This window comes from Parasphaerochaeta coccoides DSM 17374 (assembly GCF_000208385.1).
GTDB classification, from domain to species: Bacteria; Spirochaetota; Spirochaetia; order Sphaerochaetales; family Sphaerochaetaceae; genus Parasphaerochaeta; species Parasphaerochaeta coccoides.
On sequence record NC_015436.1, the window covers coordinates 1,978,132 to 1,991,951 of the forward strand.

The 13,820-nt window shown below is 51.3% G+C and carries 12 protein-coding genes; 1 reads left to right on the top strand and 11 read right to left on the bottom strand.

Annotation, left to right across the window (positions count from 1 at the left end; all coding sequences use genetic code 11):
* Window positions 1–25: 25 nt before the first annotated feature.
* The 7 genes from SPICO_RS08500 to SPICO_RS08535 form a co-directional block, all read right to left on the bottom strand.
* Window positions 26–424, bottom strand: a complete 399-nt coding sequence (locus SPICO_RS08500; RefSeq protein ID WP_013740258.1) for a NusG domain II-containing protein — start codon at window positions 422–424, stop codon at window positions 26–28.
* A 36-nt stretch (window positions 425–460) separates the two neighbouring features.
* Window positions 461–1,459 carry a metal ABC transporter substrate-binding protein gene (locus SPICO_RS08505; protein ID WP_013740259.1) on the bottom strand — a complete coding sequence of 333 codons (999 nt, stop codon included), beginning with the start codon at window positions 1,457–1,459 and terminating at the stop codon, window positions 461–463.
* 521 nt (window positions 1,460–1,980) lie between these two features.
* Window positions 1,981–2,457, bottom strand: coding sequence for a DUF6672 family protein (locus SPICO_RS08515; RefSeq protein ID WP_013740260.1), 477 nt, complete (start codon window positions 2,455–2,457; stop codon window positions 1,981–1,983).
* Window positions 2,454–3,566 carry an ABC transporter permease gene (locus tag SPICO_RS08520; RefSeq protein WP_013740261.1) on the bottom strand — a complete coding sequence of 371 codons (1,113 nt, stop codon included), beginning with the start codon at window positions 3,564–3,566 and terminating at the stop codon, window positions 2,454–2,456. The genes SPICO_RS08515 and SPICO_RS08520 overlap by 4 nt, the downstream gene beginning before the upstream one ends.
* Window positions 3,563–4,690: an ABC transporter permease subunit gene (locus tag SPICO_RS08525; RefSeq protein ID WP_013740262.1), complete on the bottom strand. Its 1,128-nt coding sequence runs from the start codon at window positions 4,688–4,690 to the stop codon at window positions 3,563–3,565. Before SPICO_RS08525 ends, SPICO_RS08520 begins: the two co-directional genes overlap by 4 nt.
* Complete coding sequence (locus SPICO_RS08530; RefSeq protein ID WP_013740263.1) at window positions 4,687–6,312, bottom strand: sugar ABC transporter ATP-binding protein; 1,626 nt, start codon at window positions 6,310–6,312, stop codon at window positions 4,687–4,689. The genes SPICO_RS08525 and SPICO_RS08530 overlap by 4 nt, the downstream gene beginning before the upstream one ends.
* A gap of 192 nt (window positions 6,313–6,504) precedes the next feature.
* Window positions 6,505–7,725, bottom strand: a complete 1,221-nt coding sequence (locus tag SPICO_RS08535) for a DUF3798 domain-containing protein (protein WP_013740264.1) — start codon at window positions 7,723–7,725, stop codon at window positions 6,505–6,507.
* Between the two features lie 354 nt (window positions 7,726–8,079).
* Here SPICO_RS08535 and SPICO_RS08540 point away from each other — a divergent pair, with 354 nt between their 5' ends.
* The gene (locus SPICO_RS08540; RefSeq protein WP_169310082.1) at window positions 8,080–8,691 is read left to right on the top strand and encodes an outer membrane beta-barrel protein; all 612 of its coding nucleotides are present in this window, start codon (window positions 8,080–8,082) and stop codon (window positions 8,689–8,691) included.
* Between the two features lie 117 nt (window positions 8,692–8,808).
* Here the strand turns inward: SPICO_RS08540 and rlmB are convergent, their stop codons facing one another.
* The 4 genes from rlmB to grpE form a co-directional block, all read right to left on the bottom strand.
* Window positions 8,809–9,585, bottom strand: coding sequence for a 23S rRNA (guanosine(2251)-2'-O)-methyltransferase RlmB (gene rlmB, locus SPICO_RS08545; protein ID WP_013740267.1), 777 nt, complete (start codon window positions 9,583–9,585; stop codon window positions 8,809–8,811).
* A gap of 2 nt (window positions 9,586–9,587) precedes the next feature.
* Window positions 9,588–10,724, bottom strand: a complete 1,137-nt coding sequence (gene dnaJ, locus SPICO_RS08550; RefSeq protein WP_013740268.1) for a molecular chaperone DnaJ — start codon at window positions 10,722–10,724, stop codon at window positions 9,588–9,590.
* A gap of 79 nt (window positions 10,725–10,803) precedes the next feature.
* Window positions 10,804–12,732 (bottom strand): molecular chaperone DnaK, encoded by a 1,929-nt coding sequence (gene dnaK, locus SPICO_RS08555; protein WP_013740269.1) that lies wholly within the window; start codon window positions 12,730–12,732, stop codon window positions 10,804–10,806.
* A 55-nt stretch (window positions 12,733–12,787) separates the two neighbouring features.
* Window positions 12,788–13,414: a nucleotide exchange factor GrpE gene (gene grpE, locus SPICO_RS08560; protein ID WP_013740270.1), complete on the bottom strand. Its 627-nt coding sequence runs from the start codon at window positions 13,412–13,414 to the stop codon at window positions 12,788–12,790.
* Window positions 13,415–13,820: the final 406 nt, after the last annotated feature.

Genomic DNA, 13,820 nt, shown 5'->3' on the forward strand with positions numbered 1-13,820 from the left:
CAAAACCATACTATGACCAGTCCGGTCACATGGCCACGTCATCTACTTCCCGTGTCGCAGGATCTACCGTTCCCTCAATAGTGACAAAGACTGCGTTGGGTACGCTGAGCAACCATTGTCCCGGTGTATTTATCTTACCCATTTTCATGATGATGTGCCGTGGCCCCGGAGAGTCTTCCGCCCAGATATAGCCGTCCTCAATCACCAACTTGGTAATACCTGCTATACCAGGGATGTCAACCTTTCTATCCACATCCAGAGGGAAACGCCACGCCTGGTCTCCGCTGCGAATCAGGGCATAGGTCGATGCGCCGCTTTCCACCGTCCGAACCGAAGCCGCAGAAAGAATGATGACGAAACCAAGTCCAAGGATGAAGATGAGGATGTCTCCCGGACGAACCCATTCACGGAGTCTTTTTCCCATGTGGGCAAGTATACGGTCCAGGATGATTCCTGTCCATCATCGCAAAGCATCGATCAAGGCCGCAAGATTGTCTTCCATGACGGAAAGATAGTCGCGCCCCGCATCCAAGTCCTTCTGGGACAACCCTTCTACAGGGTCGAGGACGGCAGTCTTTACCCCGGTTTCCCGTGCAATGGTCGCCGCCACCTTCGGGCTAACGAGCTGTTCGGTGAAGATGGTCGTGATGTCATGCTCACGCACCAAGTCGATGATTGCCGCCATACGGGACGGCGAAGGCTCGGAATCCGCAAAGACTCCTTCAATAGCTTCCTGCTCGAATCCATAGGCATGCGTCATGTAGCCAAACGCTGCATGGGAGACAACGACGGTTTTCTTCGGGACGGAAGCCAATCCAGCACGGTACTTCTGGTCAAGAGCATTGAACTTGGCTTCCCATGCGTCATAGTTGGCTTGGTAAGCTGATGCGTTCGCCGGATCTATTTCCTTCAACGCCTTCATGATATTTCCCAGACCGATGATGGCATTGCGAATATCAAGCCACGTATGAGGGTCGATGTCCCCATGGTCATGCTCATCTTCATGGTCATGCTCATCCTCATGCTCATCTTCGTGATCATGGTCGGCCTCATGCTCATCCTCGTGGTCATGGTGGTGTTCTCCTTCCGCGAGAAATTCCACGCCATCTGATAAGGTCACGACGGTCAAGTTCTTGTTGGAAAGAGATGCCAGGACTTTATCAAGCCATGCTTCCATCCCTGCACCATTGACGACCAAGACATCCGCTTTTTCAAGACGACGCATATCGCCTATGGAAGGTTCCCAATCGTGAGGCTCCACTCCTGTAGGAACAAGGTTAGTCACCTGCGCATAATCACCTGCAATCTTTGACGTGAAATCATAAGGAATATAGAAACTGGTCATGATGACCAGCTTGTCATCTGTCAATGCCTGTTCTTTCACCCCCGCGGCTGCCAGTGGAAGGACAAGCCCCATGGTTAAGATTGACACAAGAACAGTTCTTTGAAAACGCTTCATGATACCTCCGCTCTTTTCCCCGCATACAGTGCAAGGGAAGGACATATACATATGAAATAATGGCCTTTGTGCTGACTAATATATTCAGCCCACTGCGGAGAGTCAACAGGAAATTAGTTATATTTTCTTATATTATAATCACTTATAATTACATGCTCATATGATGTGACAATTACGTGCAAAAACAGATATCTATTTCACAAGGGATGTCCCAATGTCCAGAACAAGTCTGCATGAGTTCCGGTTCCAGGGTATAAAGAAGTGGAATGGGGTGAGAACACGGATTTTCCCGACAACCCCGTAATCTCACGGGAGGGATTCAAAAGGACGCGTTCCTGCCCCTTGGTGAACAAGAACAAATGGAAAGCCCGGAAGGATGTCGTTACCATCTGAATTGATTCCGACGCCCGCGACATCTTTTGAACCAAGACATACAAAACACCATGCCAGAATTTTCCCTGGCACGGTACTTTTATTTATCCACCAGCCACCAGTGGCACTTATGAAACAGCTTTGCTACATCAGAAACCTTCCAGGAAAAGAACCTCTTCTTCCACAGGTACTTCCTCTACCACGGGAGCGGCGGGAGCCACCAAAGGCTTGAAAGAACTAAGCCACACATCCTGCCCCGCCTTGGAGTCAGCGGCGAAGGTTGGAAGGGAAATCAGCACCATGTCCTCTCCCACAGGAATACGGAAGGAGCGCACAATCTCCACATCATTGTATGAAGAATCGGTGAACCGCATGGTGATGGTATGCCGCTGCCCGGTGACAGTGAACTGGTCACGGTCACGGGGAAAAAGCTCAATGACCTTCTGTCCGTCAACCTGCACCTCGACGACCTTCAGCGCCTGGATGGTTCCTCCAGCCTGTTCCACAGCACGGTTGTCCACCAACACGGTGTGCTGCCGTCCAATGAAATACATCCACAGGGCGACAGCCAGAATCAGGAGGACACAACCGATACGTATGAGCAAACGTCTTTCCTTAACGTTCATGCCTGTACCTCCTGCTCCTGGTCATGGGCAAGCTGCCTGCCTATCCGGCTCTTGTCACGTCGCTTGCGCACCTCATAGAGAACCAAGGCAAGAGTGATGACACCGTAGGAAATGAATACCCGGAAGTATTCGCCCAACTGGGCTTCTCCAATAAGGTTTTTTCCTGCCATCGAGGAGACGATGAACATGACATGGAAAAGAATGACGCCAAGGAATACATTGCCGATGCTCGCCTTGTTGACTGACGCACCGCCGACAAGGAGAGCCGCAATGGAGAACATGCCAATCTGCGCATGGGAGTTATAAGTGTTCAGCGTACCGATGTTGGACAGGTAGATGATCATGCCGTAACCAGCGAACACAGTGGACAGGATGATGGACAGGATGCGCGTCCTTTCCACCTTGATGCCCGCCGAACGAGCCACTTCCATGTCCTGGCCTACCGCCCGCATGTCCTGCCCCAGCTTGGTGCGCCGGAACCAGACGACAAATATGCAAATCACGGCTATGATGAGGAAAGTGGCCACGGGAATCTGTATCCCCGCTATCCGCAGAGGAATCAGATTGTCCAGGCTCCGCCTGATGTTGACCAAGTTGACCGTGTTGCGGATTCCATATCCGCGGGGAAGAATCAAGGCACTGCTGCGGACAGGAATGAGAACTCCCATCAAGTACAGCACAATCAGCTGGTAGATACCATTCATGAAGAACCCAATGATGTAGCTGGTGACCATCTCACGACCCTTGGCCATGTTGAGTATCCGTCCGCACATCCATCCAAGGAACATGGAGATGGGCGTTGATATGATGGCTGCCAAAATCATTCCGGGAATACCGACGATGTTCCAGTCACTTATGAAAATCAGACCGATCTGACCTGCCATGGCGCCGAGCGTCATGCCGAAGTTCAAGCCCATGCCTGCCATGATGGGAATTAACAGTGAAAGAACCAGGAACGCATTACGTGCCACACGGACGATGACTTCCTGTATCAAGTAGTTCGCGGAATATCCTGAAAGCGGTATGCCGAAGATACAGATGACGACGAACAGAACCGTCACCATGTTATCATTCAGGAACCGTCCGACTTTTTTCATGACATCATTCATCGTGACGCCTCCGTCTTACGGGTGAGGGCGTACAGGATCATGCCATTGGACACGATAATCCTGATGACCTCGGACATGTCGGTCTGGATGATGGAATTCATGACCGAAGGAGTCATCGTCAGTATACCTTGGAAAAGGAACGTACCAATGATGACATTGGGAATCGAGGCCTTATTGACCGACGCGCCGCCAATCAGGACGGCGGATACAGCGGGCAAGGCCATGTTGAAGGGTCCCATGTAGAGCTGTATGAAACCAAAGCTCTGCTGGTACACCAGGATGCCTATGGCGGCAAGCCATGTGGACAGGATGACGCTCAGCGTCCTGATCCTGTCAATGTTGATGCCGCTCGCCCGCGCGAACACCGGGTTGGAACCCACGGCGGTCATTGCCGTACCTGTCTTGGTATGGAGGAACGCCCATACGAGGAACGCCAACAAGGCGAAGAACAGCAACATGCCTGTCGGAATTGACAAACGACCGATATTCAGTTTCAGAAAGTTGTCCAGTACCTTAAGGTAATATCCTTCGGTCGAAATGGTCGTCCTTAATCCAGTTCCGGCAAACCCCCATACCATGGTCGGGTTGCGGTAAGGAAGAAGGAGCCACATGATACACATGAAGGCAACGGATGAGAAACCGACGTAGGTGGCAATCATCATCTCTCCGCCCTTGACTTTGTTGAGAAGCTGCCCGTACCCATACCCGAAAAGTACGGCGAAAGGCGTAGCCAGGACAATGGCCATGAGGAACGAAACCGGCCCCGTGAAACCTATTTCCATGGAAAGTGTTCCGCCCAGAAGACCCGCGATGATGCCCAGGGGCAGTCCGAAATTCAGTCCTGTCCCGGAATGAACCATGGGAACCATGGCCAGAACCAAGACGCTGCTCATGCCAAAACGTACCAACGTATCTGACAGTGCTGTTCCGAAGTTTACCCCCACGAAAGGCGCGGTGATGAACAACGTCAGCAGGAAAATCGCTATGATGATCCGAGGCCATCCAAAGTTCTTGATGAACTTCCGGAGTTTATCATACACAGGTTTAAACGTCATGACGATCCGAGACCATCCAAAGTTCTTGAAGAACTTTCGAATTTTATCATACACAGGTTTAAACGTCATGCTGCGCCTCCCTGACCGTCGTCCTTATGGCTCACCATCAGGAGACCGAACTCAGTGGAATCGGTTTCCGCGGGAAGGATGCCGCTGATCCTGCCATCGGTGACAATGGCAATACGGTCGCAGACAGCGCGAAGTTCCTCCAACTCGGAAGACACCATGACAATCGTCGTGCCGTTCTTCTCATTGTCAGCGCGCAGGGCGTCAAGCACAAGACCTTTCGCTCCCACATCTATGCCGCGCGTCGGCTCGGAGATGAACAGCAGACGTGGTTCAAGGACGAATGCTTTGGCCAGACATATCTTCTGCTGATTGCCGCCTGAAAGCTGGCGAGCCTTCTGCTTGCTGCCCGTCGTGCGAATCTGCAACATGTCGATATACTGCCGGGTCGCCTTCTGGATGGCTTCGTTATCACGCCAGGAGACCAGACCTCCCAGATATTTTTTCAAGAACTTTCTCTGCACCTGCATGGCTGTGAATACAATATTCCATTCAAGGGACTCGTCAAGCAACAGACCAACGCCTCTCCTGTCTTCAGATACAAAGGCCATGCCCGCATCAAGGAAGGTACGGGGTTTATTCAAGGGAATTTCCCGTCCTTCAAAAAAGACATGTCCGCCAGCAGGATACAGACCCATAACACCGTTGGGAAGTCCCAGCTTTCCTTGTCCAGCCAGCCCTCCGATACCCAGGATTTCTCCCGGATATACATCAAGGTTAACATCCCTGACCGTCTCTCCAGGCATATCCACCCAGAGATTGCGAATGCTCATCAATGGTTCATTTTTCTGTTCATGAATCGCCCGATGGTTCTCCTTACGCTTCTGGTTGGCTTCAGCGACTTCACGACCTACCATCCAACGCGCAAGGCTCTGTACTGAAGCCTCGGCAGCGGGTACTGCCTTGATGATCCTGCCGTCGCGCATCACCATGACAGTATCACAGATATCAATAATCTCATGCAGGCGATGGCTGATGAAGATGACGGCAATCCCGGCCTGGGAAAGCCTCTTGATGGCTGTGAGCAAAGAATCAGCCTCCTGCTCGGTCAAGACCGCGGTCGGTTCATCCAAGACCAAAAGCTTTATTGTGCTTTTACTCAGTTCACGGGCAATTTCAGTAAACTGCTTGTGTCCGACGGGCATGTCACTGACCAGCATGTCCGGAGCAAGTTGCACTCCCAGCTTCGTAATAGCTTCAAGCGCCCTCTTGTGCATTGTCTCCCGATCCAAAGCGTCCATGCGGTTTCCGAACACCTCGGACAGCACGCTTTTCTTCACTGGCTCACGGTTGAGCAGGATATTTTCCGTAGCACTGAAATCCGGCAACAGCGAAAATTCCTGATGTACCATTCCTATGCCGGCTTTCAGGGCATCCAGAGGCGTGGAAAACGAGACCGGAACGCCATCCATGAACATTTCCCCGCCATATCCGCCGGTCGCCCAGATTTCCTCCATGCCAAAGAGAATCTTCATAAGCGTACTCTTGCCCGCTCCGTTCTCTCCGACAAGTCCGAGGATTTCTCCTCCGTGGAGGGTGAAGTTCACATCCGTCAACACCTGGTTGCCGAAGAACTCCTTGCTGATCCCCTTCATTTCCATCAGGGGAGCATCATTTCCTTCCATATTCACCTTATCCTTGTCCTATGATCCTATATCGTTCCACCCGGCCAACGGATGACACCACATAGGGTCATGGGTACACAATCATACAAAGGAGGGGCATTGCAACCCTACCTTTTATTTTACTGTATACAATTAATGGGGGGCATCGCACAAGTTCTCACCCTTGCAACACCCCCTCATTGAAAACAGTTGTTATTTCACTGTGAAGTACTTCTCAGGTACGACGACATCGGGAGTGCCTTGATAGCCAGCACCCATGATGTAGGTATCCTGATAAATCAATACGTGATTACGGGAACGGACTCCCGTAGTGACATCAGTATAGAACGAACCGTTCCACTTTGCACCCGGCGTGAACTTGCTGTAGGCTTTCATCAGATCGCTGAGACTGGTTATCTCGCTCTCGCCCTTGAGCACGTTGATAGCATGCTGTCCAAGCGCAGCGGTGGTAGTATATCCATAGGAATACGCCCACGTACCGAAGCGTCCGGCACCGCCCTTCGCGGTAACAGCACTTTCAACCTTCTTCAGGATTGCAGGGAAATCCCCGGCTTCAGCGGACAAGTCAATGCCCAAGGCTCCAGGATAACCCATCAGTGGAGAAGGAAGGTCAGCTTCAATGAAATAACCGCCATAGGCGAGCAACTGCTTGAGCAAAGGCTCGGTATGAGCGTCATTGGTTACGAAGAAGGCTGCATTCTTTCCATACTGCTCAATCCATGAGGGAACTTTCTCCAGGATGTACTGCTGGGCTCCGGCGACACCGACATCGCTGGTCGGATCTGGCGCAGTCTCACGGACAAAGCGTATTCCAAGGTCTTTGGAGGCGGCTTCCATGATGGTGGCGCGGCGACCGAGCGTCTCATAGCTCATGTGGCGCGGGAAGGAAATGTGGACGAAGGTATCGAGTCCAAGATTCTTGGCAGTGTTGATGATCAAGAATCCGCGGGCAACGAAGTCGCTGTTGATGGCGAGGTCTGCCGCTGTCTGGATTACACCCGGATCCTCATGAGGTTCACCAGCAAAGGTCAGGACATCCGGACGGCGTTCCTTGATCCTGCGGAATGCCTCGGTGGTGCCGGGAACTCCCTGGTTGACGATGACGGCCTTGATCTTGGGGTCATCGGCGAGGCCAGCGATGGTGGAGATGGTCGTCTCGGCTTCATCCATGAAGTTATCAGGGTACGTGACATGCTGGATGATACCACCGTTCTGTACTGCTCCATATTCCTGTATGAGACGCTCTGCTCCGCGCAGGTCGTCTTCCGACTGGGATACCGTACCGGTGACAATACCGATGCGGAAGTCATTGCTTGCTGTGGCAGCCGGAGCCTTGGACTCAGACGACCCACCGGCAAAGAGCGTTGTGGCTGCAATCAGCAAGACAACAATAAGAAATAAATTCTTCTTCATGGTGTTCTCTCCCTTTATGATTCTAGTAATAATACTTAATTCCAGGAATCCACGCAACAGAAGAAGTGGAAAATATACATTTTGTCATAAATTACCTCCATGTAATTTATTATTAACAAAAATATTGCGCATATGCCTTCTTTATTACAATCTTATTGCATGATTCACAAAACAAAAGTTAATTTTTTGATGGATAGCACATCATTCAGCATGTAATAAACCGAAAGGCAATACAAAGAACATGCTTTTCTTACCATTTATTTTTTTCAATACCAAGTCTCGTAACGAGTTTACGATTCGTTGGTTATACTTTTTTGGGAACAGGGAACTGTTTCCGAAGGAGAACTAATGAACATGAAGAAGAAAGTTATCAGTCTTGCATTGATGCTTGTTGTGGCTACTTCCATCCTGATGGCTGCAAGCTCCTGGGTAGGAATCAACGGTACCTATGAATTGATATCCATGGGCAAGGAATTTGACGCCGGGAATATGAAGGCCGACAAGGCAGGAAATTTCATGGGTTTGCGCCTGAACAACGGATTCTTTGCTGATAATGGTCTGGGAGGGATTGTGGATGCATCACTTCTTTTCCACCTTGAAGATACGAAAGCCGTGAAATGGGATTCTTCGTATTCCATCTATGTAGGACCCGCATATCGGTTAGACCTTACGGACACCCTGGGCGTATATGGAAGCCTTGGTTTTTCCATGAGGAAATATAGCAAGACCCTTGCCACTGTTCTACAACAGGATCAGAAGGGTTCAATGACCCATCTTGGTCTTGGCGCCCAGGCTGCTGCCCAGATGAAGATGAGCAAGAATCTGTTGCTGACCGGGGGAGTCCAAGCTGGCTTCCATTTTTCCGTGACGGCACAAGCAACCGGATGGCTTAACTCCAAGCCCCAGAAGCATGATACCAATTCCTTCACTGTTGCGCCTTTCATTGGTATTGCATACGCCCCGTAGGGATACTGTTACAGCAAAAAAAGGAGAGCGCGATGCTCTCCTTTTTTATTTGCAATCCGGCTTTTTGCAGTCTGGCTGAACAGACGAAACATCTGTTCCCATATCTTATAATATGCCTTATGTCCGGGAACCCTTTTCCCCCGGCAGAGCTCGTCTCTGGCGTCTTGCTTCATACATGAGGATGCCAGCAGCGACTGATACATTCAGGCTGTCTATGTGTCCCTGCATGGGGATGGAGACGATGAAATCACAGTTTTCACGGACAAGACGACTCATCCCATCCCCTTCACTTCCCATTACTATGATGCATCTTCCAGTAAATTCAATTGTCTCGGATGATTCGCCGTTCATGTCAGCACCGTAAATCCAGAATCCATGATCTTTCATCATGGTAAGGGTGGATGTGATGTTGGTCACCACCGCAGTTGGCACATATTGGGAAGCTCCGCTGGAAACACGGGCGACAGTCTCGTTCGCCTGAGCACTGCGCCGTTCTGGTACAACTACCAAATCAACGCCGAATTGATCGGCACTGCGGAGTATGGCTCCAAGGTTGTGAGGATCGGTGATACCATCAAGAACCATGACCAAAGAATCCTTCCCTTCTTCCAAAGAGCCAAGGAAGTCCTCAACGGTCGTCGTGTTCGCCCGCCCGCCGCCACGGCGCACGCTGCCAAGATCCATGACCGCTCCACGGTGGTCTATTCCGGGAACCATCCTGTCCAGCTCGGCTGCCGACAGCTTTTTTACAGCTACACGACCGGTCAACTGCGCAAGACGCTCAAGCCGGGCGCCTTTTTCTCCCATGCCTCTCTGGATATAAAGCGTGGAACCTGCCGAAGCTTGCTTCAAGGCCTCCTCTATAGCATGTGCGCCGGTAATCTTTTCTCCCATGGTCAATCCTTGTCAAGCGGCATGGGTGTTGGAGCCGTCTCCTCCCCCATTGCTTCTGATAATTGCTTCATAAGGGCTTTCGCCTTCATGCTCAACTTTTTCGGGGTCTCCACCACAATTTTCAGATACATGTCACCCCGTGAGTCGGTAGAACGTCCTTTGGGAACTCCGTAGCCACGAACCCGTAGTATCTTTCCATTCTGTATTCCCGCAGGAATCGTCACCTTCACCACTCCATCATCCACGGTCGGAACTGCTATCTCCGCGCCAAGGGCGGCTTGCGTGAATGAAACAGGTATTTGACAGGCAAGGTCGGAACCTTCACGTGAGAAGAACTTATGATCCCGCACATTGACATACACATACAGATCCCCCGGCACACCACCCCGTGGAGCCGCGTCACCCATCCCGTTCAGACGGATGCGGCTGCCCGTATCCACTCCAGGAGGAATGGTGACTTTCAATGTCTGTTGCTTTCTTTTCAATCCGGTACCACTGCACTCAGGACAGGGGTTATCAATGATATGACCTGTTCCCTGACAGTCCGGACAAGGCGTAGCGACAGTGAAGAAGCCACTGCTGCGGTGAACCTGCCCCATCCCATGGCATGTCGGACATACCTTCTGGTTGGCATGACCCCCCTTGCCTCCCGTACCATGACAGGCATCACAGGCAACATGGCGGGCATAGGTAAATTCGATGGATGTTCCGAAAACCGCCTCCTTGAAAGGGATGGAAACATCATGACGGAGACTCTGCCCCGGCTCTGGTCCACGGGATGCCCGGCTGCCACCGGCAGAACGACCGCCACCGCCGAAAAAGCTGTCGAAGATGTCCCCGAAGCCCCCCATGCCACCGAAGATATCCCCAAAGTCGCGATAGACATTGGAATAATTTCCAGCTCCGGCGTTACCATCTACTCCGGCGAATCCAAATTGGTCGTATGCCTGGCGTTTCTTGGGATCGCTCAGTATCTCATAAGCTTCACTGGCTTCCTTGAAACGTTCCTCAGCGGCTTTGTCGCCAGGATTCTTGTCCGGATGGTTGGCAATTGCCAGCTTCCGATAGGCTTTCTTGATTTCATCGTCCGTCGCGCCCTTAGCCACGCCAAGGACTTCATAATAATCCCTTTTTGCCACAGTCCATCATCCTTACACAGAACATGCCGGCACCAGGCCGGCATGCTTGATTACTGAAAGTATAAACAGAAGCAAGACATCAGTCTACAACTTCAAAGTCAGCATCTTCAGCGCCATCAGCACCTTTTCCACCGGAAGAAGCACCTGAGGACGCTCCGGCGTCGGAAGCTCCGGCGTTCGCCGGGTCTCCCTGCTGCTGCGTCTTCTTGTACATCTCCTCCGCCAGCTTATAGGCAGCCTGCTGGAGCGTTTCGCTCTTTGCCTTGAGGTCTTCCGCATTGGAGGAAGTATCCTGGAGGGTCGCCTTCAGGTCGGAAAGAGCCGCCTCAATCTTCGCCTTGTCATCAGCGGATACCTTATCGCCGTACTCCTTCAAGGACTTCTCCGTGGAATAGACCAAACCGTCCGCTTCATTGCGGGCATCGATGCGGGCGCGTTCGCGCTTGTCTTCCGCCGCATGGGTTTCCGCTTCCTTGACCATCTTATCAATCTCAGACTCGGATAATCCCGAAGACGATTCAATGCGTATTTTCTGTTCCTTACCGGTTCCCAAGTCTTTTGCGGAAACATGCACGATACCATTGGCATCGATATCGAAGCTCACTTCAATCTGCGGAACTCCGCGGGGCGCGGCAGGAATGCCGACCAAGTCAAAATTACCGAGCGTGCGGTTCTGTCCTGCCATCTCGCGCTCTCCCTGGAGAACGTGGATGCTCACGGCAGTCTGGCTATCAGCCGCAGTGGAGAAAATCTGACTCTTATGGGTCGGGATGGTCGTATTGCGCTCAATCAGCCGGGTCATGACTCCGCCAAGGGTCTCTATGCCCAACGAAAGCGGCGTGACATCCAACAGAAGGACATCCTTGACATCCCCGCCCAGGATACCCCCCTGGATTGCAGCACCCATTGCGACGACTTCATCAGGGTTCACGCCTTTGTGCGGCTCCTTGCCGAACAGGGCACGGACTGTTTCCTGCACGGCCGGCACACGGGTCGATCCTCCGACCAGAATGACTTCATCAATATCCGCCGCCTTCAGTCCTGCATCTCTCAAAGCATTCAGGCAGGGCTGCTTGGTTCTCTCAATGAGGTCAGAAACCATTTGCTCGAAACGGGCGCGGGTCAAGGACATCTGGAGATGTTTCGGCCCGGAAGCGTCCGCAGTGATGAACGGCAGGTTGATTTCAGTCTGGGAAGACGCAGACAGTTCAATCTTTGCTTTCTCAGCCGCTTCCTTCAAACGTTGCAGAGCCATTGTATCCCTGGACAGGTCAACGCCGGTTCCCGCCTTGAATTCATTGATCATCCACTCTATGATGCGCTGGTCAAAGTTGTCTCCGCCAAGGTGGGTGTCACCGTTGGTACTCTTTACTTCAAAGACACCATCTCCCAATTCCAGGATGGATATGTCGAACGTACCGCCGCCCAAGTCGTAGACAGCGATTTTTTCTTCCTTGTTCGAGCCTTTGCCAAACCCATACGCAAGAGCGGCGGCGGTAGGCTCGTTGACAATCCTCTTTACTTCAAGACCAGCTATCTTTCCAGCATCCTTCGTAGCCTGACGCTGGGCATCATTGAAATACGCCGGAACCGTAATGACTGCTTCTGTTACCGGAGCCCCCAGATAGTCTTCGGCAGTCTTCTTCATTTTCTGGAGGATCAGGGCGGAAATCTCCTGTGGGGAATGCAGGGTTCCGCGGATGTCCACGCGAATCTCATCATTCGGTCCGGTGACCACTTTATACGGGATGGTACCAAGCTCATCGGGTACTTCATGGTACTTCCGACCCATGAACCTTTTGATGGAGTACACTGTATTTTCTGCATTGGTCACAATCTGGTTCTTTGCGGGCTGACCGACGAGGCGGTCGCCTTTGGAGGTAAAACCAACGACAGAAGGTGTAGTGCGCTGTCCTTCCGAGTTGGCTATGACCATAGGTTCCTTGCCATCCATGATGGCTACGCAGGAGTTTGTCGTCCCCAGGTCAATACCTATTATTCTTGCCATTTTTTTTCAATCTCCTATTCTTATCTGCTAATGTAATTAATCTTGTGGCAAAACGTCAAACCTTCGGCTTGATCACTTTCACCTTGGCAGGGCGGATGATACGGTCATGCATCTTGTAGCCCTTCGAGAAAACCTGCGCCACCTTTTCGACCGGACAATCCTCGGATTCTGTCATCAGGTAGGCTTCATGAAGGTTCGGATCAAAGTCCTGCCCTTCCGCCTCGATTTCCTCAAGTCCCCAATCTTTCATAAGGATGCCGCGGAAGCGTTGCTCGACCAACACAATCCCATCACGGATGCCCTGTACATCAGTCGCCGTTTCGGCGGCACTGATCGCACGCTCCAAATCATCGAGTACAGGAATCAAATCTCCAAGGAGACGGGTATTTGCGTAGGTGACCGCTTCTTCCTTGTCACGGATGAGCCGCTTGCGGTAATTATCAATCTCAGCTTCCCGACGAAGGGCTTTGTCCTTGACTTCTTCCAATGCCTTTGTCAGTTCAACGACCTTGGCTTCAAGCTCTGCCGTCCTGTCTTCAACCAATGCTTCATCGGTTTCCTGGACAGTGGGGCTTTCTTCTTCCCCCGCCTGAAATTCTTTGCCAGCTATTTCTTCAGTCACGCCATCATCTTTCCGAACACGCGGTTTGGCGTCTCCAGCAGATTTTCCACCCTTGCTCATTTTTTCCCCTATCCGTTATTTCATAATATAGTCGATGTCACGAAAAATTGTGACGAGCGCAACAGTGCCACATATATCATCTGAATCATGGCTCTCCTGCGCGAATGTCCCCAGGAATCACAGGACACGAAGTCAAGATACTCATTGCCAGATATAAGCGTCAAGAGGAAGACAAAAATCATGGAAAATTCCCAATCTGGAACCAAACCGAAAGAAAATCATCCATTTCATCCAATGAAGATTTCAAACATCGAGACCAATATCCAGCATGAGAAAGAATACGGTATGACAAGCAATTGAAGTTCTTTTCTGTTCATTTATAAGTTTTTACGGTTTGCTTATGTTCATTCTTCCTGGATTCATGATAATATTCGGATGGACGGCAAGAAAGCGTATGCCGGAAACC

What these genes read in the sequence shown, in the direction of transcription:
- SPICO_RS08500 (WP_013740258.1), bottom strand. Translation starts at nt 424, where the DNA reads ATGGGAAAAAGACTCCGTGAATGGGTTCGTCCGGGAGACATCCTCATC.
- SPICO_RS08505 (WP_013740259.1), bottom strand. Translation starts at nt 1,459, where the DNA reads ATGAAGCGTTTTCAAAGAACTGTTCTTGTGTCAATCTTAACCATGGGG.
- SPICO_RS08515 (WP_013740260.1), bottom strand. Translation starts at nt 2,457, where the DNA reads ATGAACGTTAAGGAAAGACGTTTGCTCATACGTATCGGTTGTGTCCTC.
- SPICO_RS08520 (WP_013740261.1), bottom strand. Translation starts at nt 3,566, where the DNA reads ATGAATGATGTCATGAAAAAAGTCGGACGGTTCCTGAATGATAACATG.
- SPICO_RS08525 (WP_013740262.1), bottom strand. Translation starts at nt 4,690, where the DNA reads ATGACGTTTAAACCTGTGTATGATAAAATTCGAAAGTTCTTCAAGAAC.
- SPICO_RS08530 (WP_013740263.1), bottom strand. Translation starts at nt 6,312, where the DNA reads ATGGAAGGAAATGATGCTCCCCTGATGGAAATGAAGGGGATCAGCAAG.
- SPICO_RS08535 (WP_013740264.1), bottom strand. Translation starts at nt 7,725, where the DNA reads ATGAAGAAGAATTTATTTCTTATTGTTGTCTTGCTGATTGCAGCCACA.
- SPICO_RS08540 (WP_169310082.1), top strand. Translation starts at nt 8,080, where the DNA reads ATGAAGAAGAAAGTTATCAGTCTTGCATTGATGCTTGTTGTGGCTACT.
- rlmB (WP_013740267.1), bottom strand. Translation starts at nt 9,585, where the DNA reads ATGGGAGAAAAGATTACCGGCGCACATGCTATAGAGGAGGCCTTGAAG.
- dnaK (WP_013740269.1), bottom strand. Translation starts at nt 12,732, where the DNA reads ATGGCAAGAATAATAGGTATTGACCTGGGGACGACAAACTCCTGCGTA.
- grpE (WP_013740270.1), bottom strand. Translation starts at nt 13,414, where the DNA reads ATGAGCAAGGGTGGAAAATCTGCTGGAGACGCCAAACCGCGTGTTCGG.